General features: G+C 69.4%; 22 protein-coding genes. 5 read left to right on the top strand and 17 right to left on the bottom strand.

Annotated elements, in window-relative coordinates; translation table 11 throughout:
* Positions 1-105: 105 nt before the first annotated feature.
* On the bottom strand, positions 106-1,041 hold the full coding sequence (gene xerD / locus D7X99_RS07695; RefSeq protein WP_121777189.1) for a site-specific tyrosine recombinase XerD: 936 nt from the start codon (positions 1,039-1,041) through the stop codon (positions 106-108).
* Positions 1,042-1,166: 125 nt separating this feature from the next.
* Between xerD and D7X99_RS07690 the strand changes: the two genes are divergently transcribed.
* Positions 1,167-1,481: a hypothetical protein gene (locus D7X99_RS07690; RefSeq protein WP_147476058.1), complete on the top strand. Its 315-nt coding sequence runs from the start codon at positions 1,167-1,169 to the stop codon at positions 1,479-1,481.
* Positions 1,482-1,506: 25 nt separating this feature from the next.
* Here D7X99_RS07690 and D7X99_RS07685 read toward each other — a convergent pair whose 3' ends face one another.
* From D7X99_RS07685 to D7X99_RS07660, 6 genes are read right to left on the bottom strand one after another with little or no spacing between them, the layout of a single operon-like run.
* The gene (locus tag D7X99_RS07685) at positions 1,507-2,493 is read right to left on the bottom strand and encodes a hypothetical protein (RefSeq protein ID WP_121777187.1); all 987 of its coding nucleotides are present in this window, start codon (positions 2,491-2,493) and stop codon (positions 1,507-1,509) included.
* Positions 2,494-2,516: 23 nt separating this feature from the next.
* Positions 2,517-3,137: an L-threonylcarbamoyladenylate synthase gene (locus D7X99_RS07680; protein WP_120581577.1), complete on the bottom strand. Its 621-nt coding sequence runs from the start codon at positions 3,135-3,137 to the stop codon at positions 2,517-2,519.
* A 51-nt stretch (positions 3,138-3,188) separates the two neighbouring features.
* Positions 3,189-4,490: a cation:proton antiporter gene (locus D7X99_RS07675; RefSeq protein ID WP_121777186.1), complete on the bottom strand. Its 1,302-nt coding sequence runs from the start codon at positions 4,488-4,490 to the stop codon at positions 3,189-3,191.
* On the bottom strand, positions 4,487-5,722 hold the full coding sequence (locus D7X99_RS07670; protein ID WP_121777185.1) for a sodium:proton exchanger: 1,236 nt from the start codon (positions 5,720-5,722) through the stop codon (positions 4,487-4,489). The genes D7X99_RS07675 and D7X99_RS07670 overlap by 4 nt, the downstream gene beginning before the upstream one ends.
* A gap of 32 nt (positions 5,723-5,754) precedes the next feature.
* On the bottom strand, positions 5,755-6,093 hold the full coding sequence (locus D7X99_RS07665) for a hypothetical protein (protein WP_121777184.1): 339 nt from the start codon (positions 6,091-6,093) through the stop codon (positions 5,755-5,757).
* A gap of 39 nt (positions 6,094-6,132) precedes the next feature.
* Positions 6,133-6,585, bottom strand: coding sequence for a general stress protein (locus D7X99_RS07660; RefSeq protein WP_121777183.1), 453 nt, complete (start codon positions 6,583-6,585; stop codon positions 6,133-6,135).
* A gap of 349 nt (positions 6,586-6,934) precedes the next feature.
* On the opposite strand from D7X99_RS07660, the gene D7X99_RS07655 reads away from it, so the two are divergent.
* On the top strand, positions 6,935-7,645 hold the full coding sequence (locus tag D7X99_RS07655; RefSeq protein WP_233613181.1) for a TVP38/TMEM64 family protein: 711 nt from the start codon (positions 6,935-6,937) through the stop codon (positions 7,643-7,645).
* Here the strand turns inward: D7X99_RS07655 and D7X99_RS07650 are convergent.
* Positions 7,632-8,537 (bottom strand): LysR family transcriptional regulator, encoded by a 906-nt coding sequence (locus tag D7X99_RS07650; protein ID WP_121777181.1) that lies wholly within the window; start codon positions 8,535-8,537, stop codon positions 7,632-7,634. The two genes, D7X99_RS07655 and D7X99_RS07650, sit on opposite strands and share 14 nt — an antisense overlap.
* Before the next feature lie 102 nt (positions 8,538-8,639).
* On the opposite strand from D7X99_RS07650, the gene D7X99_RS07645 reads away from it, so the two are divergent.
* The 3 genes from D7X99_RS07645 (at position 8,640) to thiD (ending at position 11,343) form a co-directional block, all read left to right on the top strand.
* On the top strand, positions 8,640-9,290 hold the full coding sequence (locus D7X99_RS07645) for an NADPH-dependent F420 reductase (protein ID WP_121777180.1): 651 nt from the start codon (positions 8,640-8,642) through the stop codon (positions 9,288-9,290).
* 146 nt (positions 9,291-9,436) lie between these two features.
* Entirely contained in the window at positions 9,437-10,489 is a 1,053-nt protein-coding gene (locus tag D7X99_RS07640) for a hypothetical protein (RefSeq protein WP_121777179.1), read from the top strand.
* A 44-nt stretch (positions 10,490-10,533) separates the two neighbouring features.
* A complete protein-coding gene (gene thiD / locus D7X99_RS07635; RefSeq protein WP_120579660.1) occupies positions 10,534-11,343 on the top strand; it encodes a bifunctional hydroxymethylpyrimidine kinase/phosphomethylpyrimidine kinase in 810 nt (269 codons plus the stop codon).
* A 337-nt stretch (positions 11,344-11,680) separates the two neighbouring features.
* On the opposite strand, the gene D7X99_RS07630 is transcribed toward thiD, so the two are convergent.
* The 9 genes from D7X99_RS07630 to D7X99_RS07585 all read right to left on the bottom strand — a co-directional run bounded on the left by D7X99_RS07630 (position 11,681) and on the right by D7X99_RS07585 (position 26,016).
* Positions 11,681-15,253 carry a DEAD/DEAH box helicase gene (locus D7X99_RS07630; RefSeq protein WP_121777178.1) on the bottom strand — a complete coding sequence of 1,191 codons (3,573 nt, stop codon included), beginning with the start codon at positions 15,251-15,253 and terminating at the stop codon, positions 11,681-11,683.
* A gap of 23 nt (positions 15,254-15,276) precedes the next feature.
* The gene (locus D7X99_RS07625) at positions 15,277-17,025 is read right to left on the bottom strand and encodes an N-acetylmuramoyl-L-alanine amidase (protein WP_121777177.1); all 1,749 of its coding nucleotides are present in this window, start codon (positions 17,023-17,025) and stop codon (positions 15,277-15,279) included.
* A gap of 84 nt (positions 17,026-17,109) precedes the next feature.
* Positions 17,110-17,877 carry a DUF3592 domain-containing protein gene (locus tag D7X99_RS07620; RefSeq protein WP_120579657.1) on the bottom strand — a complete coding sequence of 256 codons (768 nt, stop codon included), beginning with the start codon at positions 17,875-17,877 and terminating at the stop codon, positions 17,110-17,112.
* A 49-nt stretch (positions 17,878-17,926) separates the two neighbouring features.
* Positions 17,927-19,261 (bottom strand): hypothetical protein, encoded by a 1,335-nt coding sequence (locus D7X99_RS07615; RefSeq protein WP_121777176.1) that lies wholly within the window; start codon positions 19,259-19,261, stop codon positions 17,927-17,929.
* Positions 19,258-21,411, bottom strand: coding sequence for a hypothetical protein (locus D7X99_RS07610; RefSeq protein WP_121777175.1), 2,154 nt, complete (start codon positions 21,409-21,411; stop codon positions 19,258-19,260). The genes D7X99_RS07615 and D7X99_RS07610 overlap by 4 nt, the downstream gene beginning before the upstream one ends.
* A complete protein-coding gene (locus D7X99_RS07605; protein ID WP_121777174.1) occupies positions 21,401-22,792 on the bottom strand; it encodes a hypothetical protein in 1,392 nt (463 codons plus the stop codon). The genes D7X99_RS07610 and D7X99_RS07605 overlap by 11 nt, the downstream gene beginning before the upstream one ends.
* A gap of 249 nt (positions 22,793-23,041) precedes the next feature.
* Positions 23,042-24,139, bottom strand: coding sequence for a pectin acetylesterase-family hydrolase (locus tag D7X99_RS07600; protein ID WP_121777173.1), 1,098 nt, complete (start codon positions 24,137-24,139; stop codon positions 23,042-23,044).
* Between the two features lie 266 nt (positions 24,140-24,405).
* The gene (locus tag D7X99_RS07590) at positions 24,406-24,693 is read right to left on the bottom strand and encodes a hypothetical protein (RefSeq protein ID WP_121777172.1); all 288 of its coding nucleotides are present in this window, start codon (positions 24,691-24,693) and stop codon (positions 24,406-24,408) included.
* A gap of 168 nt (positions 24,694-24,861) precedes the next feature.
* Entirely contained in the window at positions 24,862-26,016 is a 1,155-nt protein-coding gene (locus D7X99_RS07585) for a DNRLRE domain-containing protein (protein WP_158626947.1), read from the bottom strand.
* Between the last annotated feature and the right edge of the window lie 124 nt (positions 26,017-26,140).

The raw sequence follows: 26,140 nt of genomic DNA, 5'->3' as shown, positions 1-26,140 counted from the left end.
TCTTCGCCGCAAGCGGTTGCGTTCGCGCGCGACGCACGCCCCGCCCCCTCCCCGCGGTCCAGGGTCCCCCTCACCCCGTGAGGGATGACGGCTCGACTCCCGGCGTCACGGCGCGGGCGGGCGCTTGCGCGCGGAGGGCTTGGGCTTGAACGCGTCGCTGCGCGGGTGGAACTCGTCGTACACCTTGCGCAGGCGGGCGCCGTTGACGTGTGTGTAGATCTGCGTCGTCGCCAGGTCCGCGTGGCCCAGCATCTGCTGCACCGCGCGCAGGTCCGCGCCGCGCTCCACCAGGTGCGTGGCGAACGAGTGGCGCAGCTTGTGCGGCGACAGCGGCTTCAGGATGCCGGCCTTCAGCGCGTAGCGCTTGAGCAGCTTCCAGAACCCCTGCCGCGTGAAGCCCCCTCCGCGCGGCGTGACGAAGAGCGCCTTCGCCTCGCGCTTGCCCAGGAACTCCGGCCGCGAATGGGCCAGGTACTCCTGGACCTTCTCAATCGCCACGCGCCCCAGCGGGACGATGCGCTCCTTGGAGCCCTTGCCCTTCGTCACCAGGTAGCCGGCCGTGAGCTGCACGTTGTTGAGCTCCAGCGTGCACAGCTCCGTCACGCGCAGGCCGGTGGCGTAGAGCACCTCCAGCATGGCCTTGTCGCGCAGGCCCGTGACGGTGCGCTCGTCGGGCGCGGCGAGCAGCTGCTCCACCTCCTCCAGCGTGAGGAACACGGGCAGCTTCCGGGGCGACTTCGGCGTGTCCACGTCCTCCGTGGGGTCCTTGTCCGCCAGCCGCTCCGCCACGAGGAAGCGGTGGAAGACGCGAAGCGCGGCCAGGTGGCGCGCCTGGCTGCGGCGCCCCAGGCCCTGCTTGCCCAGCGTCACCAGGTGCGCGAGCACGTCCTCCTGTTTGACGCGCGCCACGTCGTCCTTGCCGCGCGAGCGCAGGTCCTCGAAGTACACGGTGAGGTCCGCCGCGTAGGCGTCCACCGTCTTGCCGGACAAGCCCCGCTCCGCGCGGATGAAGGCGATGAACGCGTCGAGCAGTCCTTCCATGGTCCCCGGAGGCTACCGGACGCGCTCCCGAGGGCAACTCCCTGACGGCCCCACCCGTCACGACGTTGCCTTCACCCCGGGAAGCGGTCCACCCTGCCGCGTCCCACACTCAAGGAGTGACGAAGATGCGTGCACAGGCATGGATGTGGATGGCGGTCCTCACGCTGGGCAGCGTGGGCACGACGGCCCTGGCGCAGACGCCCGCGCCCGTGGCGAAGGAGCAGAAGACCCGGACGGGCAAGGTGAAGAGCGTGAGTCCGTCCAGCATCCAGCTGGAGGGCACCACCCCGGACGCCCCACCGCTCACCTACGTGGTGGACACGACGAAGCCCCAGCTCGCTCAGACCCTCCAGGGCATCCGGGCCGGGGACTCCGTGAAGCTGACCTACGCCCCCAACGACGTGGGCGCGAAGGTCGTCACGGACGTGCGGAAGCAGTAGCGCCCGGCGGCGGCCCCAGGCGTCTTCAAGCCTGGGGTTCCGCCGACGCCTCCTGGGCGTGCGCGCGCTCCAGCGCCTCCACCACCCAGGGCCAGCCCACCAGGATGTTCCCAGGCGAGCGCAGGCACGCGTCCGCCACCGCCAGCACCTCCGCCGGCCGCGAGCGCACCGCCAGCGCCAGGTGGCGGCTCAGGAACGGGTGCGGCAGGTAGCTCAGGTTGTGATGCCGCACCGGCACCCAGCGCAGCGTGGGCTTCCCCGTGAAGCGCTCCACCGCGTACGCCACCGCCTGCGCCAGCACCTCCAGCGCGTAGAACGGCAGCCGGAACGCGCACATCAGGAAGGCCACCAGCGCGCTCGCCGCCACCGCGCCCGCGAAGGACACCGTCGAGGCGCTGCTCCACACCAGCATGGGCACCAGGCTGGTGGCGATGGCCGCCACCTGCACGTTGCGCACGGACGGACCGCGCCCGCTGGACAGGCCGCCAATACTCCCAGCGGACAGGCCGGACACGATGCCCAGGCACAGGCCCACCATCATCGCCGCCACGCCTCCGTGCTCCGGACCGAAGGCGCCACCCGCCGTGGCGTGCAGCCCCGCCAGCATGGACACGCTCGCCAGCGAGCCCAGCAGCACGCCCGACGCGAGCCCCGACACCAGCGCCACCACCAGCCCCACCGCGCTGCACAGCGCGGCGGAGACCAGGTACACGCCCCGCATCGGCACGCCCATCAGCCGCAGCCCCAGCCCCGCGAGCACCGTGAGGAGGGGCGACAGTACGACGAGCAGCAGCAGCATCCGCGCCACGAAGGCCCCGGCGGCGCGGCCTCCTTCGGCCTGTTCGCGCCACAGCTGCCCGATGCGTCCCGCGGGCGAACGGATGCCCGCTTCGCGCAGCCGGTAATGCAAGTCAATGGGACGGAGCACCAACAGGCCCAGCAGCGCGAACGCGCCCGGCACCCGCTCCGGTGAGTCGACGACAGGCGTTGCTGGTAGGTCCCCCTCAGCCAAGGCTTCCCCCTCTGGAATGGATTTCAGGACTCCAGACTACCCTTGCCTTGCCTCAGGATTTCAAGCGTATCGCCTATCAGTGAAACCACCGTGGACGGCTCGTTCAAAGTGACGCCTCCGTCAAGAATCAAATCCAGCCCATGGCCCAGCGCCGTCTTGATATCCCGGGCGTCCGAGAGAACCGTACCGTCGGTGTGGGTCGCCGACGTGGTGATGAGCGGGCGGCCGAGCGCTTTCGCCAGCTCGCGGGGCAAGGCAGCGTCCGGCACTCGCAGGCCCACCTGCTTCTGCTTCGTCATCATCACCTCTGGCACCAGGCGTGTGGCCTCCAGGATGAAGGTGAATGCACCGGGAGTGAGCCCTTTCATCGCGCGGTAGGCGAAGTTGCTCACGTGCGCGTAGCGGGCCACGTCCGACAGGTCCGGACACAGCAGTGACAAGGGCTTCTTCTTGTCGCGGCCCTTGAGCTGGTACAGCCGCTCAATGGCTTTCTTTGCGTTCAAATCACAGCCGATCCCGTAGTACGTGTCCGTGGGATAGGCGATGAGGCCGCCCTTCTCCAGCACCTCCACCGCGCGTGCGATGTGGCGGGGCGAGGGGTGATCCACGTCCACCTCGAGGATGGGAGCGACAGCGGCGGGCATGACGGGAGGCTCCTGGAAGAGGCCACCCCCGGGGTGAGGGGGGTGCCCCCACTATGCGCCGCCGCCCGCCTCCTCCGCACGGATTTCGCCACTGCCCATCAGCGCGCGCCGGGTGAGGACGGGCCCCACCAGTTCGTGCGCGGTGATCATCGCGATGATGAGCACCTCCACCTGCGGCCCGAAGGTCGGGAAGGTGCGCGACACCAGCGCCGCCAGGCCGAACGTCACGCCCGCCTGGGAGATGAGCCCCATCCACAGGTAGCGCTTGAGGCGCGGGTCCTCCGCGGGCGCGAACCTGCGGCACGCTCCCCAGATGGCCAGGCCGCGCAGCGCCACGAGCATCAGCGCGGCCGGCCCCACGGACACCAGCGCGTCCAGCTTCAGCCCCGCCCCCGCCGCGGCGAAGAAGAGCGCGAACACCGGCAGGCCCGCCTGGTTGATGGCGTGGTGGATGCGCCGGCCCTCGCGCTCGTCCAGGTTCGCGATGAGCGCTCCGGCCGCCAGCGACACCAGCAGCGGCGACAGGTGCAGCCGCGCCCCGCCTTCCGCCGCCGCGAACGACAGCCCCACGAGGAACAGCGGCAGCTCCCGGTTGACGCCTCGCATGTACAGGAGCATCGCCACGGCCAGCAGGCACCCCACTACCACGGAGCCGAACAGCTCCCACCCCACCCCGCCCACCAGCGCGGGCAGGTCCAAGCCGCTGGTGCCGAACGTCGCGCGGGTGATGCCCGCCGCCAGGCCGAAGGCCACCATCACGAACAGGTCCCCGATGATGACCAGCGCCATCAGGAACTCCGTGAAGGGGCCGCGCGCGGACGTCTCCTGCACGATGGCGATGGTCACCGTGGGGGAGAACGACACCACCACCGTGGACATGAGCGCGCTCACCGCCAGCGCCTGCGGCACCGTCATGGGGGTCAGGAACGGCAGCACGGGCTTGAGCGCGAACGTCGCCCCGAAGCACACCGCGAACGTCACCCCACACACGGCCGCGCAGAGCAGCGCCACGCGCGCGCCCACCCGGCGGATGAGCCCCAGGTGCAGCTCCGTGCCCGCGACGAGCGCGATGAGGCTCACCGCCAGCCCCTTCACCAGCTCCAGCCCCTTCACGCCCGCGTTGGGGATGAAGCCCAGCGCGTACGGCCCCACCGCCACGCCCACCAGCAGGTAGCCGGTGAGGCGAGGCAGGCCCATGCCCTTGGCCACCTTGCCCGCGAACAGGCCGCACAACAGCAGCGCACCCGCCGCCAGCAGCACCGGCGTGCCCGCGTCCACGCGCACCACCTGCGCCTGGGTGATGGCCGCCAGCAGCCCCATGAGCAGCAGCAGCCGGAAGATGGACCCCTTCACGCCGCCACCCCTGAGTCACCGGCGGAAGGCGTGTCCCGCGAAGTCGTGGCCCTGGGCTCCGCGGCCAGCACGTGCCGGAAGGCCCCGTGCGCGAGCATCTCGTTGACGACCGCGCCCACCGCCACCACGTCCAACACGCGCTGAGACAGCGAGCCCGGCACCAGCATCACGTACTCGGCCACCAGGCACAGCGCCAGGCCGCCCTGGGAGATGAGCGCGTAGCCGAAGCGCGGCGGCAGGTCCAACACGCCCGCGGTGAGCCGCTGCGCGAAGCGTCCCCCCAGCACCTTGCCCAGGAAGCGCAGCCCCACGAACGCGGGCAACAGCGCCCAGGCGGACATGTCACGCGCGTGGATGTGGCTGCCCACCAGGAACACCAGCACCAGGTACGTGGGCCGCTCCACGCGGGAGAGTGCCCGCGCCACCCGCTCCGCCGTGCGCCCGCCCATCAGCGCCAGCGTCGCGCCGCACGCCACGCCCGCCAGCAGCGACGACAGCCGCAGGTACGCCGCCGCGCCGCCCACCAGCGCCACCATGCCCAGCGTCACCGTGGTCTGCTCCGCCAGGTCCTTCAGCGAATAGGTGAGGAACGCCAGCAGCGCCCCGCACGCCACGCCCAGAAGCAGCGTCAGGCTCAGCAGGCCCAGCCCTTCCACCGCGTTGCCGGTGACGCCGAGCACCAGGCCCAGCGCGAGCACGCCCAGGCCCACCGCGTCGTCCATCATCGTCAGCAGCGCCACGCCCAGACCGCGCGCGCGCTCCATCCGTCCGTTGCGGTAGCCCAGCACCGCGAAGTGGCCGGAGGACAGGCTCGCCGCCGCGCCCAGGAGCGCCGCCGCGCCCACCGCCATCAAGGGCCTGAGGCCCATGGACAACAGCAGCGGCACGGACAGCGGCAGCGCGACGAAGAGGAACGCCGTGCCCGCGTGCGCGACCGCCGCCGCGTACACGGGCCGGGGCAACAACCGCAGCAGGCGCGGCTCCAGGTTGAGCCCCAAGAGCACGCCCCCCGTCCCCAGCCCCAGCGCCACCAGCGGGCGCAGTGACTCCAGGTTGCCCACGGTGAGCACGCCCAGGAGGGACGGGCCCAGCAGGGCCCCGAAGATGAGGAACATCAGGCCGCTGGCCGCCAGCTGTGCCAACGCCGGGAAGCGGCCCGGAGCCAGGAGCGACCGGCTGGACGCGAGCAGCGACAACGCCGCGACGATGAGAAAGACGAGCAGCGCTTGCACTCAACGTGCTTACACCCGTGCGCCCCCGCGCGTCATCCACGCCGATGCGTGGGCGCCGCCAGGACAGGCAGGGCCACCAGGCGACCCATGGGTGGGTCGTCCGCGTCCATCTCCAACTGCACGCGCTGGAGGATGCGATCCAACTCCTCCTGCGGGAGCGCGGGCAGCACGCTCACCAGGACGATGCGGTCCTCATCCGCGCCCAGCGCGAGGCTGCGCAGTCCGGCGAACACCGGGACCTCCGCGGACAAGGCCGCGGCGGCGCTGCGCGCTCGGATGACCATCGGTTCCGGGATGCCAAACTCCCGGAGCCGGCGGATCGCCCGCTCGGTCGTCTCCACCTGTTCGAGGAACGTGATGACGAGGTACACGCGGCCGTCATACCGGAAGACCGCGCTTCCTGTCCCCCGTTACTCGTTGCCACCCGGCTGCGCGGGCTCTTCCGGGGGCTTCACCGGAGCGGAGGTGCCCTCGGACGCGGGGGCATTCCCGGCGGCGGCCTGGCTCTCCATGGCGGCGCGGGCGGCGCGCTTTCCCTCTTCAATCAGCTTCTTGACCTTCTGCCCGCCCTTGCGACCGATCTCCTCATAGAAGTTCGGCCCGCGGGTGGCCTTGACGCGGTCGCCACCCTTCTTGCCGATCTCCTCGTAGAACTTCGCGCCGCGCTCGGCCTTCACGGTCTCGCCGCCCTTGCGGCCGATCTCCTCGTAGAAGGAGCGTCCGCGCTCGGCCTTCACCGTCGCTCCGCCCTTGCGGCCGATGGTCTCGTAGAACTCGCGACCGCGCTCGTTGCGGACAGTCTCGCCGCCCTTACGCCCGGCCTCAGCCACCGTCATGCTGCCCTTGTTGTCCTTGTCCGACATGTCCGTGTCTCCTCTCGTGACTGCCCAACCCCGTCCGCGCCTTGGTGTCCCTTGCCTGAAACCTTGGGACGGAAGCGCCCCGATGCAAGCAAGCTCCGTACACCGCCAGCCGTTCTCTCCTGACATTGCATGCATAATCCCCAAGGATTTCGCGCGCTTGTCAGGCCTGCTGGGCATCCGGTCGGGACGGGTGATTGCCCGGCAGGACGCTCTCGTTGTTCACAACAATTCAGTCCACGTTGCCGATTCCCTGCTCGGATCCCACCTTGTGCGCAACGCCTGACACATGTGTCCGCGGGCGGTGGAGGAGGTTCTTTTGGCGAGTGTCAGGAACGGACTGAAGACCTGGTTGCGAATCCTCGCGCCCATGGTCGTCTCCATTGGCGGTCTGGTGATGCTCCGGCTGTTGGGGCCGGACTTCATCGATCAGCGCACCATCCGGGAGCTGCTGCTCCCCCTGGGCGACTACGCCCCCCTGGCGTACGTGGCCTTCCTGACCGTGCGGCCCCTGACGCTCTTGCCAGGTCAGGTCCTCACCGCGGTGGGCGGGATGATGTTCGGGACTCTCGCCGCCACCCTCTATTCACTAACGGGCAGCTTCCTGTCCGCCACCCTGCTCTACTTCGTTGCTCGCAAGCTGGGCACGCGGCCCATGCAGCGGCTGTGCGGCAGCAAGTACCCGGCCATCGCCAAGGCGGCGCGGCGGCACGACTTCCAGTTCACGTTCCTGGCGTGCCTCAATCCGTTGTGTCCCACGGACATCATGCTGATCGCCGGCGCGGCGAGCGGCGCGCGCTTCTGGCCCTCCGTGATGGGCGTGGTGCTGGGCACCATTCCGGGCACCTTCCTCACCGCGCAGTTCGGCAGTGGCCTGGCGCAGGGCCGCACGGTGATGACCGCCGTCTCCGCTGTGGGCATGGTGGTGTCGCTGGTGCTGGGCGTCATCTTCGGCCGCCGGTTCTACAAGGAGGTCAACGAGGCGTCGGTGGAAGTTCCCACGCCCGAAGCGGAAGCCCCCCGCGGCCTGCCCGCCGGGAAGGAAGCGCTCACCACGCCGTGACGGCGCGCAGCTCCTCCACCAGGTGCTGGAGGAGCGCGCGGACACGGGGCACGGACTGGCGCCCCGGCAGGCACAGCGCGTGGACCGGAGGCCCTTCCGCGGCGTACTCCGCCAGGACCTCCACCAGCGCACCCTCGCGCAGCCGTGCGTCGCTCATGAAGTCCAGCACCTGGCAGAGCCCGGCACCCGCGGCGGCCAGGTCCAGCAGCGCCGGGCCGTGATCCACGTCGATGGCCGCGCGCGTGCGCACCACTCCGGCCTTGTCGCCACCGGGTGATTCGCGGAAGTGCCACTCGCGGGTGATGCCGCGCGGATCCACGAACTTCAGGCACGCATGGCGCTCCAGCAGTGACGGGTGCTCCGGCGTTCCATGCCGGGCCAGGTAGGCCGGCGACGCGAGCGTCATCCATCGCGTGGAGAACAGCCGCCGCGCCACGAGGCTGGAGTCCTCCATCCCGCCCACGCGGATGGCCACGTCGACCTGTTCCTCCACCAGTTTGCTGAGCCGGTCGCTCATGCGCACGTGCAGCGTGAGCTGCGGGTGGCGGGCCTGGAGCCGCGCCAGCCGGGGCAACAGCACGGGGCCCAGGATGAACGGCAGTGACACCGTGACCGGTCCCCTGGGTGCGCGGTGCGCCTGGGCCACCGTCTCGCGGGCGGCGCGGATCTGCGCCACGGCCTCGCGCGCCCGCTCCAGGAAGGCGATGCCCTCGGAGGTGAGGGCCACTTGCCGGCTGGTGCGCTCCAGGAGCCTGGCGCCCAGCTCCTCCTCCAGCTTCCGCACCGCCTTGCTCACCGCCGCCACGGTGACGCCCAGCCGCTCCGCCGCCTTGCGGAAGCTCCGCTCCTCCGCCACGTGGAGGAAGGGCAACACGCCCGTGAACAGGTCCATGGGCCGCATTGTCAACCCAGGGTTGATGATGGTTCAACCTGGACGTGCTCACGGTCGCCTGGGTTGACGATTAGGGTTCACCCCACACGAAAGGGAGTCCTCATGAAGATCGCGATCCTGGGTACGGGCATTGTGGGCGAGACGCTGGGCAGCAAGCTGGTGGCGCTGGGCCACGAGGTGCGCATGGGCTCGCGCACGCCGGACAACGCGAAGGCCGCCGCGTGGGTGAAGAAGTCCGGAGGCAAGGCTTCTCAGGGCACGTTCCGGGACGCCGCCGCGTTCGCGGAGCTGATCTTCAACTGCACGCTGGGCAATGCCTCGCTGGACGTCCTGAAGTCCGCGGGTGAGGAGGCCCTGCGCGGCAAGGTGCTGGTGGACGTGTCCAACCCGCTCGACTTCACCAAGGGCATGCCGCCGGTGCTCTCCACGCCTCCGGACGACTCTCTGGGCGAGCAGCTCCAGCGCGCCTTCCCGTCGCTGAAGGTGGTGAAGACGCTCAACACGATGAACTGCGAGGTGATGGTGGATCCCTCACGCGTGCCGGGAGATCACGACGTCTTCGTGTCCGGCAACGACGTGGACGCCAAGGCCCGCGTGAAGCAGCTCCTCACGGAGGGCTTCGGCTGGAAGCACGTCATCGACCTGGGCGACATCACCACCGCCCGCGGCACGGAGGCCTTCCTCCCGCTGTGGCTGCGCCTGTGGGGCACGTTGCGCACCGGCGACTTCAACATCCACGTCGTGAAGCGCTGAAAACCATGCCGGGTGTCTGGAATTGACCAAGCGCGTCAGGCACGCGGCGTGGATTGCGGGGCCATGACGCGGGGGCACGCAACTTCCCAGGCAAGGAGCGGATAACCTACCTGAACCCACTTCCCCCGGTGGTTGGAGGTTTCCCCATGAGCACGATCGACCGTAACCGTCCCCTCGCCGTGCCGTCCTCCACTTCGAAGACGGCCGCGGAGCCGCTCGCGAAGAAGCCGGTGGCGCATCAGCCCGCGTTCCAGAAGTCCTCCTTCGAGCAGTCGCCGTCGCGCGCCTCCACGTCGAACCTGGGGGGCGCCGCGCCGGCGCAGAAGAACGGGTTGCTGGGCGGCCTCATCGACGCGGCGGTGGGCGGCATCAAGGACATCCCCCGCTTCCTGCAGATGGGCGCGGACGTCTTCAACGCCACCACGGTGAAGGAGATCACCAGCCTGTTTGGCGGCGCGAAGCCGGACCGCGCGCAGGACGGCATGTTCGTGGGCGCGGGCGGCAAGGTGCTCCCGGCGACGACGAAGCTGGGCGACGTGCCGGGCATCACGCCGAAGAACAACCCGAACCCGGACAAGACGATCCTCTACGTCAACGGCATCATGACGCCGACGGCGGGTCAGGTGAACGAGATGCAGGCGCTGGCGGACAGCTCCGGCGCGAAGGTGGTGGGCATCCACAACGCGACTGAAGGCCTGGTGAAGGACCTGGGCCAGTGCGTGACGGACAAGCTGGACAAGGGCAAGAACCCCGCCGTGGACACGCTGGCGGACACGCTCTACTCGGAGCTGAAGGCCGGCCGCGACGTGCACCTGGTGGGCTACAGCCAGGGCGGGCTGATCACCGCGCGCGCGCTGAACGACGTGGCGAAGCGGCTGCGCGTGGAGGACGGGCTGTCCCCCGCGCAGGTGGAGGCGAAGATGAGCCACCTGCAGGTGGAGACCTTCGGCGCCGCGTCCACGAAGTACCCGAACGGCCCTCAGTACGTGCACTACGTCAACAACGCGGACCCCGTGCCCACGCTCACCGGCCTGGGCGGCGACGTGGATCCGCTGGCCTTCCTCAAGGACGCGGGCAAGGGCGCGGTGGTGCACCGCTTCACCGACGGCAACCTGAACCCCATCAGCAACCACATGCTGGACACGCTGTACCTGAAGCACCGCGTGGACTTCGACCAGGCCCGGCAGAACCAGTTCTAGTTCCAGGGCCCCAGGCGCCGGGCCGCGGCTAGGATGCCGCGCCCATGAAGCCCTTCCCTGTCGCAACCGCCCTCACCATCGCCGGCTCTGATAGCGGCGGTGGCGCTGGCATCCAGGCCGACCTCCGCACCTTCTCCTTCCACCGCGTGCACGGCACCAGCGCCGTGACGGCCATCACCGCGCAGAACACGCGAGGCGTCACGCGCGTGGACCTGCTCCCGCCCGAGTCCGTCACCGCGCAAGTGGACGCCGTCGCGTCGGACATGCGCGTGGACGCGGTCAAGGTGGGCATGCTGGCCCAGCGCCCGCTCATCGAAGCCGTGGCGGATCAGCTGGCCCGCGTGTCGCTGGGCCCCATCGTGGTGGATCCAGTGATGGTGTCCCGAGCGGGCTCGCAGCTCATCGACAATGAGGCGGTGGAGGCGCTGCGCGCGCGCATGCTGCCCCTGGCGGCCATCCTCACGCCCAACCGCCATGAAGCGAAGCTGCTCGCGGGCATGGACATCCAGACGCTGGAGGACATGCGCGAGGCGGCCCGGCGCATCCACGCCCTGGGCTCCCGCGTGGTGCTGGTGAAGGGCGGCGGCATGCCGGGCGCGCTGCGCGGCACGGACGTGTGGTTCGACGGGACGCGCATGGAGACGCTGTCCGTGGCGCCCGTGGACACGCCGAACACGCACGGCACCGGCTGCACGCTGTCCGCCGCGATCGCCGCGAGGCTCGCGCTGGGGACCCCGCCGCTGGAGGCCGTGCGCCTGGCGAAGGAGTACGTCACCTCCGCCCTGCGCTACCCGCTTGCCGTGGGCCATGGGAACGGCCCGATCGGGCACTTCTTCCCACTGACCCACGACTAAAACACAGACATCAAGTGCAATTGATTGCAGATGCGCGATAAATGAAACATATATTTAATTGATACATGTTTCATCGGGTGGATCGAGACTCACTGAAGCCGTGTTCATGTGGGCATGACGATCCTGATCGGGCAGGTGGATGTAGGCCCCGGCGGTGATTGTCCGCCGACAAACAGCACATCTTACCCACCTGATCATTTCTTCATGTAGGTACGGCTGATCGGAGCCCCAGGACTGATCATACGTCCAGGTCTGGGTGCACTGGAAATGGCTAAAAGTCTGTTCAGTGCCTGTTCAGGCGCACGAATGGGTCCAAGAAAAACCACGGAAAGACTGTTCAGTGCTTCGTCGCGTCGGAATCGAGCCCGTCGATGCCCGGCATCCGCTGCGCGAGCAACCCGAGCAGCTCCTGGGTGGACAGGCGGGCGGCGGCGTCCTTGCCCTCCAACACACCGGCCACCAGGGCCCGCTTCTGCTCATGGAGCGAAAGCATCTGCTCCTCGATCGTCCCACGCGAGACCAGCCGGTAGACCGTGACGGGTCGCTGCTGGCCGATGCGGTGCGCGCGATCGGAGGCCTGATCCTCCACGGCCGGGTTCCACCAGGGGTCCAGGTGGATGACGCTGGTGGCGGCCGTCAGGTTGAGACCGAAGCCGCCCGCCTTGAGTGAAATCAGGAACAGGGGGGCGTCGCCCTCCTGGAAGGCACGCACGCGGTCCGCCCGGGCGCTGGCGGGGGTGGAGCCGTCCAGGTACTCGTAGGCGATGCCCTGGGCGTCCAGCACCTCGCGGACCAGCGCCAGGTGGGACGTGAACTGGCTGAACACCAGTGCACGGTGGCCCTCCTCGCGCAGCTCCTGGATGAGCTCCAGGAAGCGCTCCAGCTTGGAGGACTCCAGCTTGGATGCCTTGTCGTACAGGCGCGGGTGCGACGCGAGCAGCCGCAGCCGCGTCAGCGCCGCCAGCACCTCGATGCGCCGCTCCTGGTCCTTCATCTTCGCCTTGCGCGTCTCCAGGTCGGACAGCGCCGCCAGCCGCGCGTCCTCGTAGAGCGTCCACTCCGGCGGGGACAGGACGACGGGCACGTGCACGTCCGTGCGCGGCGGCAGCTGCGCCTCCACCTGGGACTTGGTGCGGCGCAGCAGGAAGGGCTGGAGCACGCGGGCCAGCGCGGGCGCGGCAGTCGGATCCACCTGCTTCTCGATGGGCGCGGCGAAGCGGTTGCGGAACGCCTCCAGGCTGCCCAGCAACCCCGGGAAGACGACCGCGAAGAGCGACCACAGCTCGCCCAAGTGGTTCTCCAGCGGCGTGCCGGACAGCGCGAACTTGAAGTCGCTCTGGAGCGCTCGCGCCGCCCGGAAGCGCTGCGTGGCCGCGTTCTTCAGCTGCTGGGCCTCGTCGAAGACGATGGTGGAGAAGCGCAGCGCGGCCAGCCGCTCGATGTCGCGCACGAGCAGGCCGTAGCTGAGCACCAGCACGTCGCGAGGTCCCAGACGCTCCAGCGTGCCGCCCCGGTCCTCCGCGTCGGAGAAGATCGTCACCTTCAGCGACGGCGCGAAACGCTTCGCTTCGTCCCGCCAGTTGAAGGCCACCGACGTGGGGGCCAGCACCAGCGCGGGCCCCTGCTTCGCGCGATCCAGCAGCACGGCCAGGGCCTGCACCGTCTTGCCCAGACCCATGTCGTCCGCGAGCACCCCACCCGCGTTCCACGACGCCAGCCGCGTGAGCCAGCGGAAGCCTTCAAGCTGGTAGTCGCGCAGCTCCGTCTTGAGCGCCGCGGGCACCCGGGGCTTCAGCTCCTTCGCCGCGAAGATGCGCTCGACCAGCGTCTTCCAGGACGCATCCGCGTCGATGAGCGCGCCCGCGGTGCCCAGCCCCGCCAGGGCCTCCGCCGCGGACGGGCCCACCTCCAGCCCGTGCTTCGACAGGTACGTGTGATCCGCCAGCTTCTCCAGCTGCTCGCGCAGCGCCGCTTCGATCTCCACCCACGTGCGCGCGTCCACCTGGACGAAGCGTTCCTTGCGCCGGGCCGCGTCCAGGAGCCGCGCCAGCTCCACCCGCTCGCCCTCCACGGACAGGCTGCCCAGCACGCCGAACCACTCGCGCTTGCGCTCCAGGACGACCTTCAGGTCGCCCGCGCCCCGCTTGGGCACGAGCCGCATGGACGCGCCCACCCACTCCAGCTCCGGCCGGGGCTCCATCTCCGCGCACGCGGCCAGCACCGCCAGACCGCCCTGCGCGCTGTGGAAGAGGAAGCAGAACGGCAGCTCCTGCGGCTCCGCCGCCTGCAAGGGCAACCGGGCCTGGAGCGCCGCGCCCGCCGTCAGCTCGCGCCCGAAGTCGCGCACCGCGTGGAAGGACCGCGTGTCGCGCCGCACGTGCACGTCGCGAGGCCCCTCGCCAGGCAGGTACGCCGGGCCATCCGGCAGCGCGCGCAGCCGCAGCTCCAGCCGCACCGCGCCCCCGGGCTGTCCTTCCAGCCGGAGCACCGGGAGGTGCTGCGGCGCGATGGACTCCCCCATCACGCTGCGGGGCATGGCCACCGGCAGGCGCACGGAGAGCTTCGACAGGTGCTCCAGCAGCGGCCCGTGACTCTCCGGAGGAAACGCGTTGCCGTGCCGCTGGAGCACGGTGGCCATGGCGCGCACCTCCGGGCTCACGTCCAGCACCGTGAGCACATGCGCGCCTTCGTCCCAGAGGAACACTGCGTCCTCCGGCTTCGCCTTGCGCACGCGCTCCAGCAGCGGCGCGGGCAGCACGGTGCCGTCCACGCCCGCGTTCACCAGCACGGTGCCGCCCCGGTCCTCGGCGACCAGGCCCACCTTCTCGCGCTCGATGCGCACGGGGATGTCCTGCGTGCCCTCCAGCGACAGGCGCGGATGATCAATCAACTCGAACAGCAGCGCGCGCGACGCGGGGGCCGTGCTGTCGGAGAGCAGCGCGGCGATGCGCGAATCCGAGGGGCTGAGCTGCGAGCCGTACTCCTGCAACAGCTTGCGCCGGCCGACCTTCGCCCCCGTCGTGCGCTGGCCCTTCTTCGTGCGCCGGTGCACGTAGGGCGCGACCTCCACGCCGTACCCTTCGATGACGTCCAGCCGCCAGGAGATTTCCACGCCTCCGCCGCCGCCCGGGCTCTCCTCCACCGCCCGCTCCAGCGCGCGCAGCGTCCGGGCCCACGCGGGCCGGACCAGCTCTTCCAGCGTCTCGCCGAAGTCCTCCGTCCAGCGCTGCCGTAGCCACAGGAGCGCCGTGTCCACCGCCGCCAGTTGGTGAACGCAGAACGTGGCGCCGCACGAACAGTCCACCGTCACGCCGGACGGACTGAACGTCAGCCGCGCCTCCGCGAGGATGAAGCCCGAGCCCGGCGGGGACACCGGCAGCTCGGAGATGCGCGTCTCCTTGAGGCGGAAGCCCGGCAGGTCCGGCTCCTCCACCAGCGCCTCCAGCGACAGCGCGCGCTCCGGTCGAGGCGCGATGCTCGAAGGCACGCGAGCACGCCAGGCAAGCAACATCCCGTGGACCGTGTGCGTGCGCTTGTCGGCCGGGGGGGCGAACCGTTCCGCGACGGAGGCCCGGGCGTCGAGGGTGGCCTGCCGCTCGTCCTCCACGTAGCGCCAGGCGAGCTTCGGCAGCAGGTCCCGCATGCGCGGCGTGGGCAGCATCTCCGCCGTCCAGCGGTCGAGCGTGTCCTGGGCCAGCACCTCCACGAGCCTGCGGCGGGAGATCACCGCGCGCACCTGCGGCAGGTACGCGGCCTCCACGCGAGGCGTGAGCAGCGCCAGGCTCAGGCGCGCCAGGTGTTCCAGGCCCTCGGCCCGCAGCCACGCGCGCAGGTCCGCCTCCGTCTGGAACGGGGGCGCGTGGGGATCCTGCGCGGGCTTGGGGCTGGACGGGGGGGACTGCTCGGCCATGGGGACTGACGACAACGAACGCGTCAGTCTACCTTGGCCATGCGGCGGCGATCACCGAGGAACTCTTCCACTCCCAGCACGATGTTCTTCGCCACCTCGTCCTGGAAGCGCTCGGACGCCAGGCGCTTCTCGTCCTCCGCGTGCGACAGGAAGGACGTCTCCACCAGGATGGCGGGCATCTTCGCGCCCAGGAGCACGTAGAACAGCGCCTCCTTGTGGCCCAGGTCCTTGATGCCGTCGTACTGGCCGGACAGGCCCGTCACCAGGTTGTGCTGCACGGCGTTCGCCAGCCGTGACGACTCTTCCGTGTTCGCCTTGGTGGCCAGGTCCGCCAGGATGAACTGGAGGTCGCTGATGCCCTTCTCGGAGGAAGCGTTCTCGCGAGCGGCCAGGCGGATGGAGTAGCGGTCCGCGGACGTGTTGAGCGTGTACGTCTCGATGCCGCGCAGCTTGTGCGTCGCCGCCGAGTTGCAGTGCACCGAGATGAACAGGTCGCCGTGCGCCTCGTTGGCCAGCTTCGCGCGGTCCTCCAGGCGGATGAACGTGTCGTCGTCGCGGGTGAGCACGACCTCCAGGCCCTTCTCCCGCAGGCCGTCGGCGACCTTCTTGGAGATGGCCAGGGCCACCTCCTTCTCCTTCGTCCCCGCCTTGCCCACCGCGCCGGAGTCATGGCCGCCGTGGCCCGGGTCGATGACCACGCGCCGGACCTTCAGCCCCAGCTGCTCCGCCAGCGTCAGCTCCGCGTGGCGCGACTGCTTCGCCACGGCCTTGAGCCGCGCCTGCGCCACCTGTGCGTCCACCGGCGCCGTCACCGGGCGAGGAGCCTCAGGAGCGGCCGGCTTCGTCTCCTGCTTCGACGCCACCGCCACGGGGGCGGCCGGCTTCGGCGCCACCGGGGCATAGTCCACCACCGGAGCCGGAGCCTTCGACGCCACGGCCGGAACCTCCACGCGGACCTCCGGCTTCGACGTCCCGTGCGAGGACGCCACCGCCTCCGGAGCCTTCGCGTCCACGGCCCGGTCAGCGACGGTGGGCGCGTCCACGATGTTCGCCGCGGAGTCCTTCGTCGAGGTCTCGGAGCCCGAGGCCGGGACGTTCGGATCCAGGCGCGGCAGCACCGGCGACGGCTCGCGAGCGAGCTTGGAGATCGCGTCCACCAGCGGCGAGCTGGAGGTCGCGGCGGCGACGGCGGTGTCCGGCGTGGACTTCACCACCGGGGGCAGCGGCTTCACGGTGGGCTTCGCGGGCGGCGTCTTGCTGGGCGGAGGCAGCGAGGCCAGCAGCGACTTCAGCTCCTTGGCCTGGTCGCCCTTGGGATTGGTGGCCAGCGATTCGTTGAGGACCTTCCGGGCCGCTTCCGGCTTGTCCAGGCGGTTGACGTGGATGCGCGCCAGCGCCAGCGCCGCGTCATCCGCGAGCCGGTGCTTCGGGTGCGCCTCCACCAGCTTGGAGTAGTCCGAGATGGCCGACTGCAGGTCCTCGTCCACGAAGGAGATGCGGCTCAGTTCCTGGAGCAGGTCGCCCGCGGTGAAGAGGGCATCGGGGGCGCGGTCGCTCTTGGGGAAGCGCGTGGCGACGGCCTCGAAGCGGTGCACCACGTTGAGCCAGTGGTGGCGCAGCTTGCGGCGGGACGCGTCGTCCTTCAGCGCGTAGTAGGCGCGGCGGGCCTGCTGGTACGCCTCCTCCGCTTCGTTGCGCTTGCCGGCTCCGACGGCGCTCGGGGCCGTGAGGAGCAGCACGGGCAGCACGAAGTGGGAGAAGCGAACGCGCATGGAAGCCTCCGGACGTTGCAGCTACAGGCGTGTGTCACACGGCCTCTGGGGGCCAGCAACTTTTCAACCCCACCTGTCCGTCTGTCAGCGCACCCAGCCCAGCGTCCGCGCCAGCTCCTCGTCGATGACGCGGCACCACCCCGGCTCGGAGGGAACCACGGCGGCCAGCACCTTGCCGCCATTGCGCACCGGGGCCCGTTGGGGGCGGCAGCGCGCCCGCACGGCGTGCTTCACGTCCTGGCGGAAGAAGTGCGCGGGGAACACGGCCTCGCCCTTCCCTTCCGGCAGGTAGCCATCGTCCGGGGTGAGCCACACCAGCGCGCCCAGGCGCAGGGGCACCACCTCCCGGCGCCACAGCCGCCGCACCTCCCACGCGAAGCCGCCCAGGGCCACCAGCGCCCCCAGGCCCAGGCCCCAAGGCAGCAGGCCCACCCGGGCCGCCTGGGCCCGAGCATGGGTCGCCTCGCGAGGCCGCCCCGGCTGGGACGGATCCACCAGCAGCTGCACCCGGGCACCGTGGCCCAGGCCCGCGGCATGTTCCGCGGCCGTGCGCACGCCCGACACGGAGTGATCCTCGCCCGCGAACGTGTAGAGGACGTCCAGCGTGCCCTCCGCGTCTTCGTGCTGGCTCGGAGGGGGCGCATGACTCGCGCCCACCACCGCGTCCACCAGCTCCGCGCTGGACGTGAAGCGCTGCTCCTCGATGAAGTAGCGGCCGGCGTAGCTGGCACCCAGGCCCAGCACGGTGATGATCACCAGGCCCAACACCACCCCGCGCACCAACCGCGCCACGGCCCCAGGCACCTGGGCGAGTTTGACGCTGCGGGGGGCATGGGGGATGGCGAGCTGCATGGCGGGCGCGAAGCCTACTTCACGATCGCGGTCAGCGTCTGATTCCAGGTCAGCCCCGGTGCCGCTCCGCTTCCCGGAAGAATTGGGTGAGTGAGTAGTCCAGCAGCGCCTCGCAAGACTGCATGTACCGGCGGGCGCGGAGGAAGGGGAGCCAGACGCGCTGGCCGACACGCACCTGCGACTCCTCCAGTTTTTGCCGCAGCACCCACGTCCCGCCCAACCGCCGGACCAGCGTACGTCCCAAGTAGGCCCCCAGGGCCGGCGCGGTGTGACTGTCGATGAGGTCTCGCAGGTACCGCTTCGGGAAGCTCTCCTTCCAGAAATAGAAGTCGAGGTCCGTGAGGGACTCAGGCGTCTCATCGAAGATGCTGGGCACCTTGGTGTGCAGCGCCGCCACGAGGCCTTCTGACAGGTCATCGTAGTCGCTGAGGACACGCTCCGGATTCTCGACGTCCGACGGGAGTGCGGCCGGGAGCCACTCCTCCGGCTCGGGCGGTCGGAAGGCGTTCAGTTCGGCGATCTTCCGCTGCCGCTCACTGATGGCGAATTCGAATGGCAGACGGGAGAGGAGCGGCGCCAGGTCGGGGTGGAAGCGTGGTTCCACCGGGGCGAGCGCGGCACTGCGCTCGCGCAGGGTCCGCAGCACCGTGTCGAAGTCGAGCTCCGGCCGCAGGTGCACATGGGCACGGGCCTGGGCGACGCGCGCCTCTTCACTGGCGAAGTCGGCGGGGGTGGGCCGCAGCACGAGGAGGACGGAGCCGTTGGGGAGTTCCTCCACGAGGTGCGCGGGAGTCGAGAGCACCCGCTCGCGGCCCACCGTCTCCACCAACTTGGAGCCAAAGACATTGAGCCAGGAAAACTCATAGACCTTATCGAATCCATCCCTCCAAACAGTCTCATTGTCCCGGCCAAAACTGGGAGCACCTGACAGTTGGTTATCGGCGGAGCTGTGAGCAAACGCGTGTGAAGTCGGGTAGCGCAGGGCCCACTCCCGAACCATCTCCACGAGTCGACTGCACGGCTCCTCCTCGGCGAACAGTGGGAGCGAATCAATGTAAATCAACACAGCAATGTCGGAAGGCAGCGGAGGAAGACTGAGGTGCAGTGACATGTCCAGCGCAGGCTCTTGCGTTCGACAAAGTCCGATGACCGCGACCCTCTCCCTGCGCATTTCGTTGAAGGCCTTCCAGACAGAATTTCTGGAATATTTGCGTTCGCGCTTTCCCTCGACAACGTCTGGCATCCACTCGCCCGCATGCTTCTCCAGGATTTCGAAGATCGGTCCCAGCTCGTCTTCAGCTGGAGCGGTACTGTCAAAGGCCGCTTCAAATGACAGCACGAGACGGTCTGCCGACCTTGACTTCCACAGGTTCAGATGTCTCATTGAAACACGATCTCCACTTCCTGAACCGCGTGAAGCATACTGCTCAGTGCCCGGCTTAGGGCACTTGCGTCCCTGGGTTTGAATTCTCCACCTTCGTAAATCAAGCGAACCTTCTTAACCCGCACCTCCATCTGCATGCCTGGGCGTCGGATGGTCAGCATTTCACCGTAGTACCTCAAGGCAGCGCTCGCGTCCGCGAACATTTGCGCCGTGAGAGCCTTGACTCTGAACTGCGAAAGGTCGCGGCTCTTGAAGCTGAAGGTCTCGACGCGAGGGGAAGTGCCGGGAGCAGGGCGTTCTTCGATGACAAGCAGGTCCGCGAAGCGCAGGTCCGATTTCAGCACTCCCACGTGCGTCTCGATGCGAGGTTGGTCGAAGTCCCCGAGCCATCGACGCTGCGCTCGTGGTAGGGCCGCCTCCTTCTCCAGGAGGGTTACCATGGCTTTCTCGAAGGCCATGCCCCGCGCGTAGTGGGCGAACATCTCCTGATAGCCCGCCCACTTCAGGGGCCCCTTGACGTCCGCACCGCTCTGAATCTCCTGGAGCCGCCGCTCTCGGTAGGAGACGTAGTCGCGCCAGAGGCCCGCGCCCCTCTCGACTCCCGCCGGAGGCGCATCCAGTTCGGGCGCCAGTCCCTTCAACACCTCCACGTCCTTGGGAAGGCGTGGGCCCGAGGCCTCCAGTTCGGCCTGGAGCAGCTTGGCCTTCGCCGCCTCCAGAGCGGAGCCGCCGGCACTCTTCCCGGCCACGCCCTTCGTTGCCGCGGCGCGGGCGGAATCGCGGCGGGCCTCCGCCAGCACCGCGTGCGCCTTCGCCGGATTGCCGCGCGCCTCGTACAGCGCCAGCAGCCCCGCCTCGCCCCACTCGGCGGCGACCCTCGCGCCCTCTCGGTTCGCCTGGAGGTAGCTCAGCAGATCGCGAGCGGCGTTGACGCCGAGCTGCTCCTCAATGCGCCCCAACAGCGCCTTCATCCCCACCAGATCCAGCGCCGGCATCTGAATCCGTCGTAGCCCTCCGCGCGCCTCCACAAGGGCCCTGGCGCCCTTGCCTCCTGCGTACAACGCCACCGCCAGTGCCGCCGGTGCGAGCTCCCGGCTGGCCTGCTCGTACTTGCCTTGCGCCAGCGAGTGCGCCCCGTGCCCCGTCCCCGCAACCAGGTGGTAGAAGCCCAGCGGCACGCCAAACGTCAGGTGATCGAAGGCCCCTGCCGAGACGCTTCCGGCCGAGTAGTGCCGCGCCATCAAGCCCTTCTGCACTTCGTCGAGGGCGGCCTGGTAGGGCGAGGGCATTTGACCCCGCAACGCCATCAGGTCCGTGTACCGGGCCTCACCACTCACGGAGGTGCTGGAGAGCATGTCCCGGCCTGCTCGCCCCAGCCCGCGCAGCACATCTGGGGCCTGCTCTCCTCGCTCCAGGAAGTTCTCCAGCGCCAGCCCCCGCCGCTTCAACTCCTCGCGGACGGCGGCCATGCTCCCCAGCGTCTCCGCCAACTGCTTGTCGCGAGCCAGCAGCCGCACCACCTCGCGTAACTCATCATCGAACGCCGAGTGGATAACGAAGAGGGCAAAGACCTCTGCATATGGCCCGCCGTACTTCTCGGTAACGGCGACGAGGAAGGCCGCGCGCTTGCGTCCGAGAACCTCCGAGGCCCGCGCGTCGAGTGGCCCCAGGGCGCCCAGCCGGACGGCGTCCCAATCCTCCAGTGACTCCACCAGCGAGGCCATGTCCACCCCGCGCTGCATGGCCACGAACTCCGCCGGCGAGGCACACGCAAGGAAGGGCGCCAGTACCTCCCGGCTGGAGTCCAGGTGGGGCCACCCGGAAGGCACTCCCCCGCCGCCACACGCGAAGGCGACACCGTCCACCTCGCCCGAGCCGCGCGCCCCCGTCCTTTCGACGGTGTCAGTCAACGGGCCGCGTCGAAAGCCCAGGGGCGCCGCCGCACGCTCCCTGGTCGAGGAGTCCAACTCCTCCTCCGGGTACAAACCTGCCGCCGTGCTCTTCTCCGCCTGGGCGGCCGAGAAGATGGGATTGAAAGCCAGGGTGGCACCATGGCTCGCCTTCGCGGGAAACGAGGCGCAGCCCGAGGCGAGGAGGGCCACCATCAGCACGAGGCCGGGTCCGCTGTGCAGCCACCGATCAGCGCACATGGTCCACCCCCAGCCCCACGGCCGCGAACGCTCCCGGCCGCAGCGTCCCCTCCGCCGTCGGGAATAGCAGCGTGCCCCCTTGCCCCACCGCGTACAGCCACCCGCCCAGGAAGCGCCACCGCGCCTCACCCGACGCGAGGTAGCGGGCTGCCGGCTGGCCCATTCCCATCGCCACGCCACCTACCGCCACGGTGAGGTTCCGGTGAAACACCTGCGACTCCAGGCGCCCATCCACGTCCACGCGGCCCCAGCTGAAGGCCTCCGCCCCCATCGTCAGGCGGAAGTGGCGCTTCCCCAGCACACCCAGGCCCTCCGCGTCCCAGCTGAGAATCACTTCGCCGTAGACCGAATACCCGTCCGGGAAGGGCGCATCCACCTGCGGCAGGGCGGACGGCCCCGCCACCTGGATGCGCGCCAACTCGTAGTCCGGACCGAAGGCGCCCTGACGGAAGCCGCCCCGTTGCAGGCGCGCTTCCAGGCGCGCCCTCAGGTCCAACCTCGACGACACGACCTCCACGCCCAGTCCCGCCACCGCGCCCCATGCGCCCCCTTCGCCGGGTCGCCCTCCCCAGCCGCCCATCGCCTGCAACTCAAAGCCTCCCTCGGGGTTTCCGCGCCGCACCAGGATGACCGTCCCGTCCAGGTGGGCCAGCGTCATCGGCTCCGACGTCCCTCCAGCCTTCCCCCAGTCATGCACCGCGGACAGCGACAGCAGATACTGCAAGGGATTGAGAGGGCGGCCAAAGAGCAGGTGTTGCGCGTCCAGGACGACTTCCGCGCCCATCAGCCGCGCACCGAGCACGTCCGAGGCGAAAGCCTCCACATACACAGGTGCCATCAGGCCCGTCACCACGACTCCGGCGGGGTGGTAGTCGGGATTGCCTCGGTTGTTGTAGCGACGCACCAGGTGCCCGGACAGCAGGGTGTATGACTCCAGGGCCCCCATCCACAGCGAGTTCGGTGCATCCCCTCCTACAGTGAGGATGCGCACCACCTGGCCCCAGTCGGACCGCGTGTCCCAATCCTCTTTCCTGACGAGACCGGCCCCTTCCCCACCGCCCCACATCCGCAGCCGCACCGGGGCGCCCAGGCCGAGGTGAATCACTCCTGGCCTGGCGACCACCAACCGCGGCGCCACCTGCAGAAAGCCCTCGCCTCGTCCCACCGTCCCCCGCGAATGCAACGCCAACGTCGTGGTCTCCAGGCTCACGAGGTTCGCCCAGCGCGAGCTTGAGTCGGGCGGCGTGGGGCGCGGAGGAGCGTCCTTGAGCTGTGCCTCTCCCTCCTCTTCGGAGTCCTGGGAGTCGGCAGGCTCCTCCGCCCACCCCGCTCCGGATAACAGCAGCAGCAACACGACGGCCCAGCTCCGACGCACGAACATCGACGCCTCCCGAGAAGGCCCCAAGCAGGGGCCGCAAGGAGAGAGGTTCCCTGTTCGATCCGACAGTGCGTCGGACCGCGCGCAGTCGAAGTGCTCAAGCATGAGTGAATGGACGTGCGCGTGATGGCTGCCGCACATCTGATCCACTATCGGACGGCCGAAGCCAAAGCGGACCTGGAGGTGAGCAATGCTCCCTCACGTCCCCGCGATGCTCCTCGACGTTGGCGTGAGACCCAGGGAAACGTCACGTCAGGGGCCGGCGTGGTCCCAGGCCGGATCCTCCGCCGCGAACTGTTGGATCCACCCTCGCACGGTGAGTCCCGCGCCGTTCGCGGTGTCCGGGTGGGCGAGGAGCACGTGAGGATTGCCCGGCAGGTAGAAGGTCTTCACGTTCGGCGCCGCGGAAGCGCGGGCCGCCTCCAGGCCGGACTGCACCTGCGCGCCCTCCAGTCCGAAGTAGAGGGAGATGGTGCCGTCCTGGAGGTACCCGAGCATCCCGTAGCGCCGGGGAGCGGTGAGCAGCCGCGCGGACGCGCCCAGCACCGCCGACAAGCCCGTGTCGCACCCGGTGCAGCCGGGAGGGAACTCCATGCCCCAGCTCGCGCGCATCGTGCCGTAGCGGCCATCCCCCTGTGTGTTGATGATGAGCCCCGAATCATTCAGCACGTCCACCCGCGCCCAGGGCAGGGCCTTCTGCACGCGCCACGCGTGGAACGTCGCCCCGTAGCCACCCGCGCTGATTCCGGTGAGCCAGACGCGGTCGGCCTGGGGGAAGGTCGGCTGGAGCCGTCGCAGGTACGCATCCATGTTCCGGGAGCCGACGTGTTCGACCTTCTTGGGGCCGAACCAGTCATACGTCTGGATGCGGGTGCCCGCGTGGAGGTCGCCCGTGCAGTAGGGGATGTAGACGAAGCTCGCGTCGCGGAAGGGATTGCGGACGTCGTCGCGGTCGAAGAGCGCCGCGAGTTCCGGCGCGCGGGCCTCGGCCAGCACGGGATCCGCGCCCATCGTGTCGGTGATGTGGGTGGCCGTGCCCAACGCGCAGGCGGCGGCCTCCCAGCACGCGCCACCGCCCGCGAGGAAGACGACGACCCGCTTGGAGCGGTCCGTGAGGTTGACGGCCATGCCCGTGGACGTCCCGTTCGCGCAGTGGGCGTCGGAGACGGGCACGAACGTCCAGGATTCACGGGGCGCGTCGATGGGGGCGCCCGCGTCCACCGTGTAGGGGATGGACGGGAGATCGTAGTCACCCGCTCCCGCGTCCGGCGGTCCCCCGCTGTCTCCGGGAGGATTCGCGCAGGCGGAAAGGACCAGGATGCCCAGGAGCGTCACGAGGCGGGTCGGCATGTCTCTCAATAACACACATGCCGTGCGGCGGGCCTCTCACGAGGTCATGAAGTGCCTTGTCGAGCGGAACGATGTTCTCCGTATGGTGGAGCGCCTGCGGCCCAAAGCGCGCCACGTTCCCATTCGTTTGTTCCACGATGTGGTGCCACTCCTTGCCCTCTCCTGCTGGCCCCATGGCCCGCTTGAACGACTTGAAGGACGAGTAGCCTTTCGGGCCGCCCGGCGGCGTAGCCCCCTGCGGACATCATCAGCATCGAGGGGCAGATCTACCGGCGCAGAGCCGCCGAGTAGAGTGCGGCCGCGCGCAAGACGAAGGCGAAGCGATACGGGCCAAACGACGCGATGTCCCCCGTGAGCCGCTGCTCCATCGCGTCACGCTCCGCCAGCTCCGCCATGTAGGCCTGCTCCGCGGCGTGCACCTCGGGCACCGCCGAGTCGAGCTTCGCGTCCACGGCCGCGCCCGCACTGCCCAGACAGGACACCAGCACGTCCCGGTCCGCGGGCAGCAGGTGCCCCCGCTTCGCCGCGGCGGCGGATTGGGGACCGCCGTCCACGCCTCCGCCACGTTCACGGTGGGCGCGCTGTCCGCCACCGCCTCCCCCAGCACGGACGGAAGCACCGTTCTGGAGACAGCCCCCTCGCTTCCGTCCTGGCTCCTGTATCGAACGAGGACGGAAGCGATTGCATGGGGTGCCCGGACCTTCAGGACAGGGCACGCGGCATCACGGCAGGTACGTCACCTCCAGCTTGGGACGCTTGGACGCGTCCGGGTACTCCCGCGAGTAGTAGCTCGTCGCGTAGTACGGGCCGTTGAGCCGGAAGGAGATGCGCCGGTCGGTGGCGTCCGAAGCGGTCTGGAGCACGGAGATGAAGGCCGGATCCTCCGTGACGCCCACCTGATCGAAGTACGGGTTGACGGAGGGATACCAGATCCACCACGTGCCAAGCAGCGACCAGTACGGCCACGGCTGGTTGTCGTAGGTGATGGTGTATTCGTCCCAGGTGTTGTCCCACAACGGGTACACGTACACGTTGCCATCACCGCCGGGCGAGCGGCCCGTGAACGCCGTGGCGGACAGCTTCACGGCCTGGATGTGGGCCCCCGCGGGGATGCTGCCCAGGTTGAACCGCAGGAAGAACTTCCGGTCCCACCGGTAGTCGATGAGCAGCGACTGCTCGCCGCCGTAGTTCAGCGTGTTCTCACCGTGGTCGCCGCCGGTGATGTACGCATCCGCCTCGGGCTCCAGCGCCACGGTGACGGGCTCGTTGTCCCGGTAGGTGATGGTCAGCGCCGGACGCTGGGCCGCGGTGGCGTACTCACGCGAGCGATAGCGCGTCTTGTAGCCCGGCGAGTGCAGCCGGAAGCTCACCCTCTGGTCGCCCGCGACCTCTCCCTGCACGACGGGAATGAGCGCGGCATTGGAGTTGACGCCCAGCTTGTCCACCGGCGTGTAGTCGTACCAGAGGAACCACTCGCCCACCGGGGTCGCCGCCGGTGCGGGCCGGTTGTTCCAGGTGATGCCCATCTCCTGCCACGAATCGTCCGCGACGAAGGACGTGTAGACATTGCCGTCGCCCCCGTACGCGTAGCCGTCGTAGGCCAGCGCGCTGAGACTGACGGCCGTGATGACCGCATCCGGGGGAATGCTGCTCAAATCGAACCGCAGGTAGGCCTCGGCGTACCCCCGGTTCACGATGAACGTCCCATGGTTCCCGAAATTCGAGTCCGGTCCGTCAGGCGAGACGTAGGAGTCCGCGACGGGCGTGAGCGTCACCGTCGTGGACGCCGCCAGCGCCAGTGACGGGGCCGACAGCGCGGCCACCGCCAGCAGGGTTGTTACAGAAGATGTCGACGGAAGTCTGAAGCGACTCATCATGTCTGCCTTTTCGTGAAGAGAGCATCGATTGCTCCCAATCTCACGGACACGATGGAGTCGGGGTGTATTCAGGTCGGGTTGCATCCCGGGAAATGGAGGGTCGGCCATGAACCAGGCCGCCCGC

The organism is Corallococcus sp. AB032C (assembly GCF_003668935.1).
GTDB lineage: Bacteria > Myxococcota > Myxococcia > Myxococcales > Myxococcaceae > Corallococcus > Corallococcus exiguus.
The sequence above is the reverse complement of the archived record's forward strand: the minus strand, read 5'-3'. Positions and strand labels throughout refer to the sequence as shown.

Excerpts from the sequence above, each read along its gene's own strand:
- D7X99_RS07645 (WP_121777180.1), top strand. The coding sequence starts at position 8,640 with ATGAAGATCGCGATCCTGGGTACGGGCATTGTGGGCGAGACGCTGGGC.
- D7X99_RS07605 (WP_121777174.1), bottom strand. The coding sequence starts at position 22,792 with ATGTTCGTGCGTCGGAGCTGGGCCGTCGTGTTGCTGCTGCTGTTATCC.
- D7X99_RS07625 (WP_121777177.1), bottom strand. The coding sequence starts at position 17,025 with ATGCGCGTTCGCTTCTCCCACTTCGTGCTGCCCGTGCTGCTCCTCACG.
- D7X99_RS07660 (WP_121777183.1), bottom strand. The coding sequence starts at position 6,585 with ATGTCGGACAAGGACAACAAGGGCAGCATGACGGTGGCTGAGGCCGGG.
- D7X99_RS07690 (WP_147476058.1), top strand. The coding sequence starts at position 1,167 with ATGCGTGCACAGGCATGGATGTGGATGGCGGTCCTCACGCTGGGCAGC.
- D7X99_RS07620 (WP_120579657.1), bottom strand. The coding sequence starts at position 17,877 with ATGCAGCTCGCCATCCCCCATGCCCCCCGCAGCGTCAAACTCGCCCAG.
- D7X99_RS07630 (WP_121777178.1), bottom strand. The coding sequence starts at position 15,253 with ATGGCCGAGCAGTCCCCCCCGTCCAGCCCCAAGCCCGCGCAGGATCCC.
- D7X99_RS07585 (WP_158626947.1), bottom strand. The coding sequence starts at position 26,016 with ATGATGAGTCGCTTCAGACTTCCGTCGACATCTTCTGTAACAACCCTG.
- D7X99_RS07615 (WP_121777176.1), bottom strand. The coding sequence starts at position 19,261 with ATGAGACATCTGAACCTGTGGAAGTCAAGGTCGGCAGACCGTCTCGTG.
- thiD (WP_120579660.1), top strand. The coding sequence starts at position 10,534 with ATGAAGCCCTTCCCTGTCGCAACCGCCCTCACCATCGCCGGCTCTGAT.
- D7X99_RS07640 (WP_121777179.1), top strand. The coding sequence starts at position 9,437 with ATGAGCACGATCGACCGTAACCGTCCCCTCGCCGTGCCGTCCTCCACT.
- D7X99_RS07600 (WP_121777173.1), bottom strand. The coding sequence starts at position 24,139 with ATGCCGACCCGCCTCGTGACGCTCCTGGGCATCCTGGTCCTTTCCGCC.
- D7X99_RS07610 (WP_121777175.1), bottom strand. The coding sequence starts at position 21,411 with ATGTGCGCTGATCGGTGGCTGCACAGCGGACCCGGCCTCGTGCTGATG.
- D7X99_RS07680 (WP_120581577.1), bottom strand. The coding sequence starts at position 3,137 with ATGCCCGCCGCTGTCGCTCCCATCCTCGAGGTGGACGTGGATCACCCC.
- D7X99_RS07650 (WP_121777181.1), bottom strand. The coding sequence starts at position 8,537 with ATGGACCTGTTCACGGGCGTGTTGCCCTTCCTCCACGTGGCGGAGGAG.
- xerD (WP_121777189.1), bottom strand. The coding sequence starts at position 1,041 with ATGGAAGGACTGCTCGACGCGTTCATCGCCTTCATCCGCGCGGAGCGG.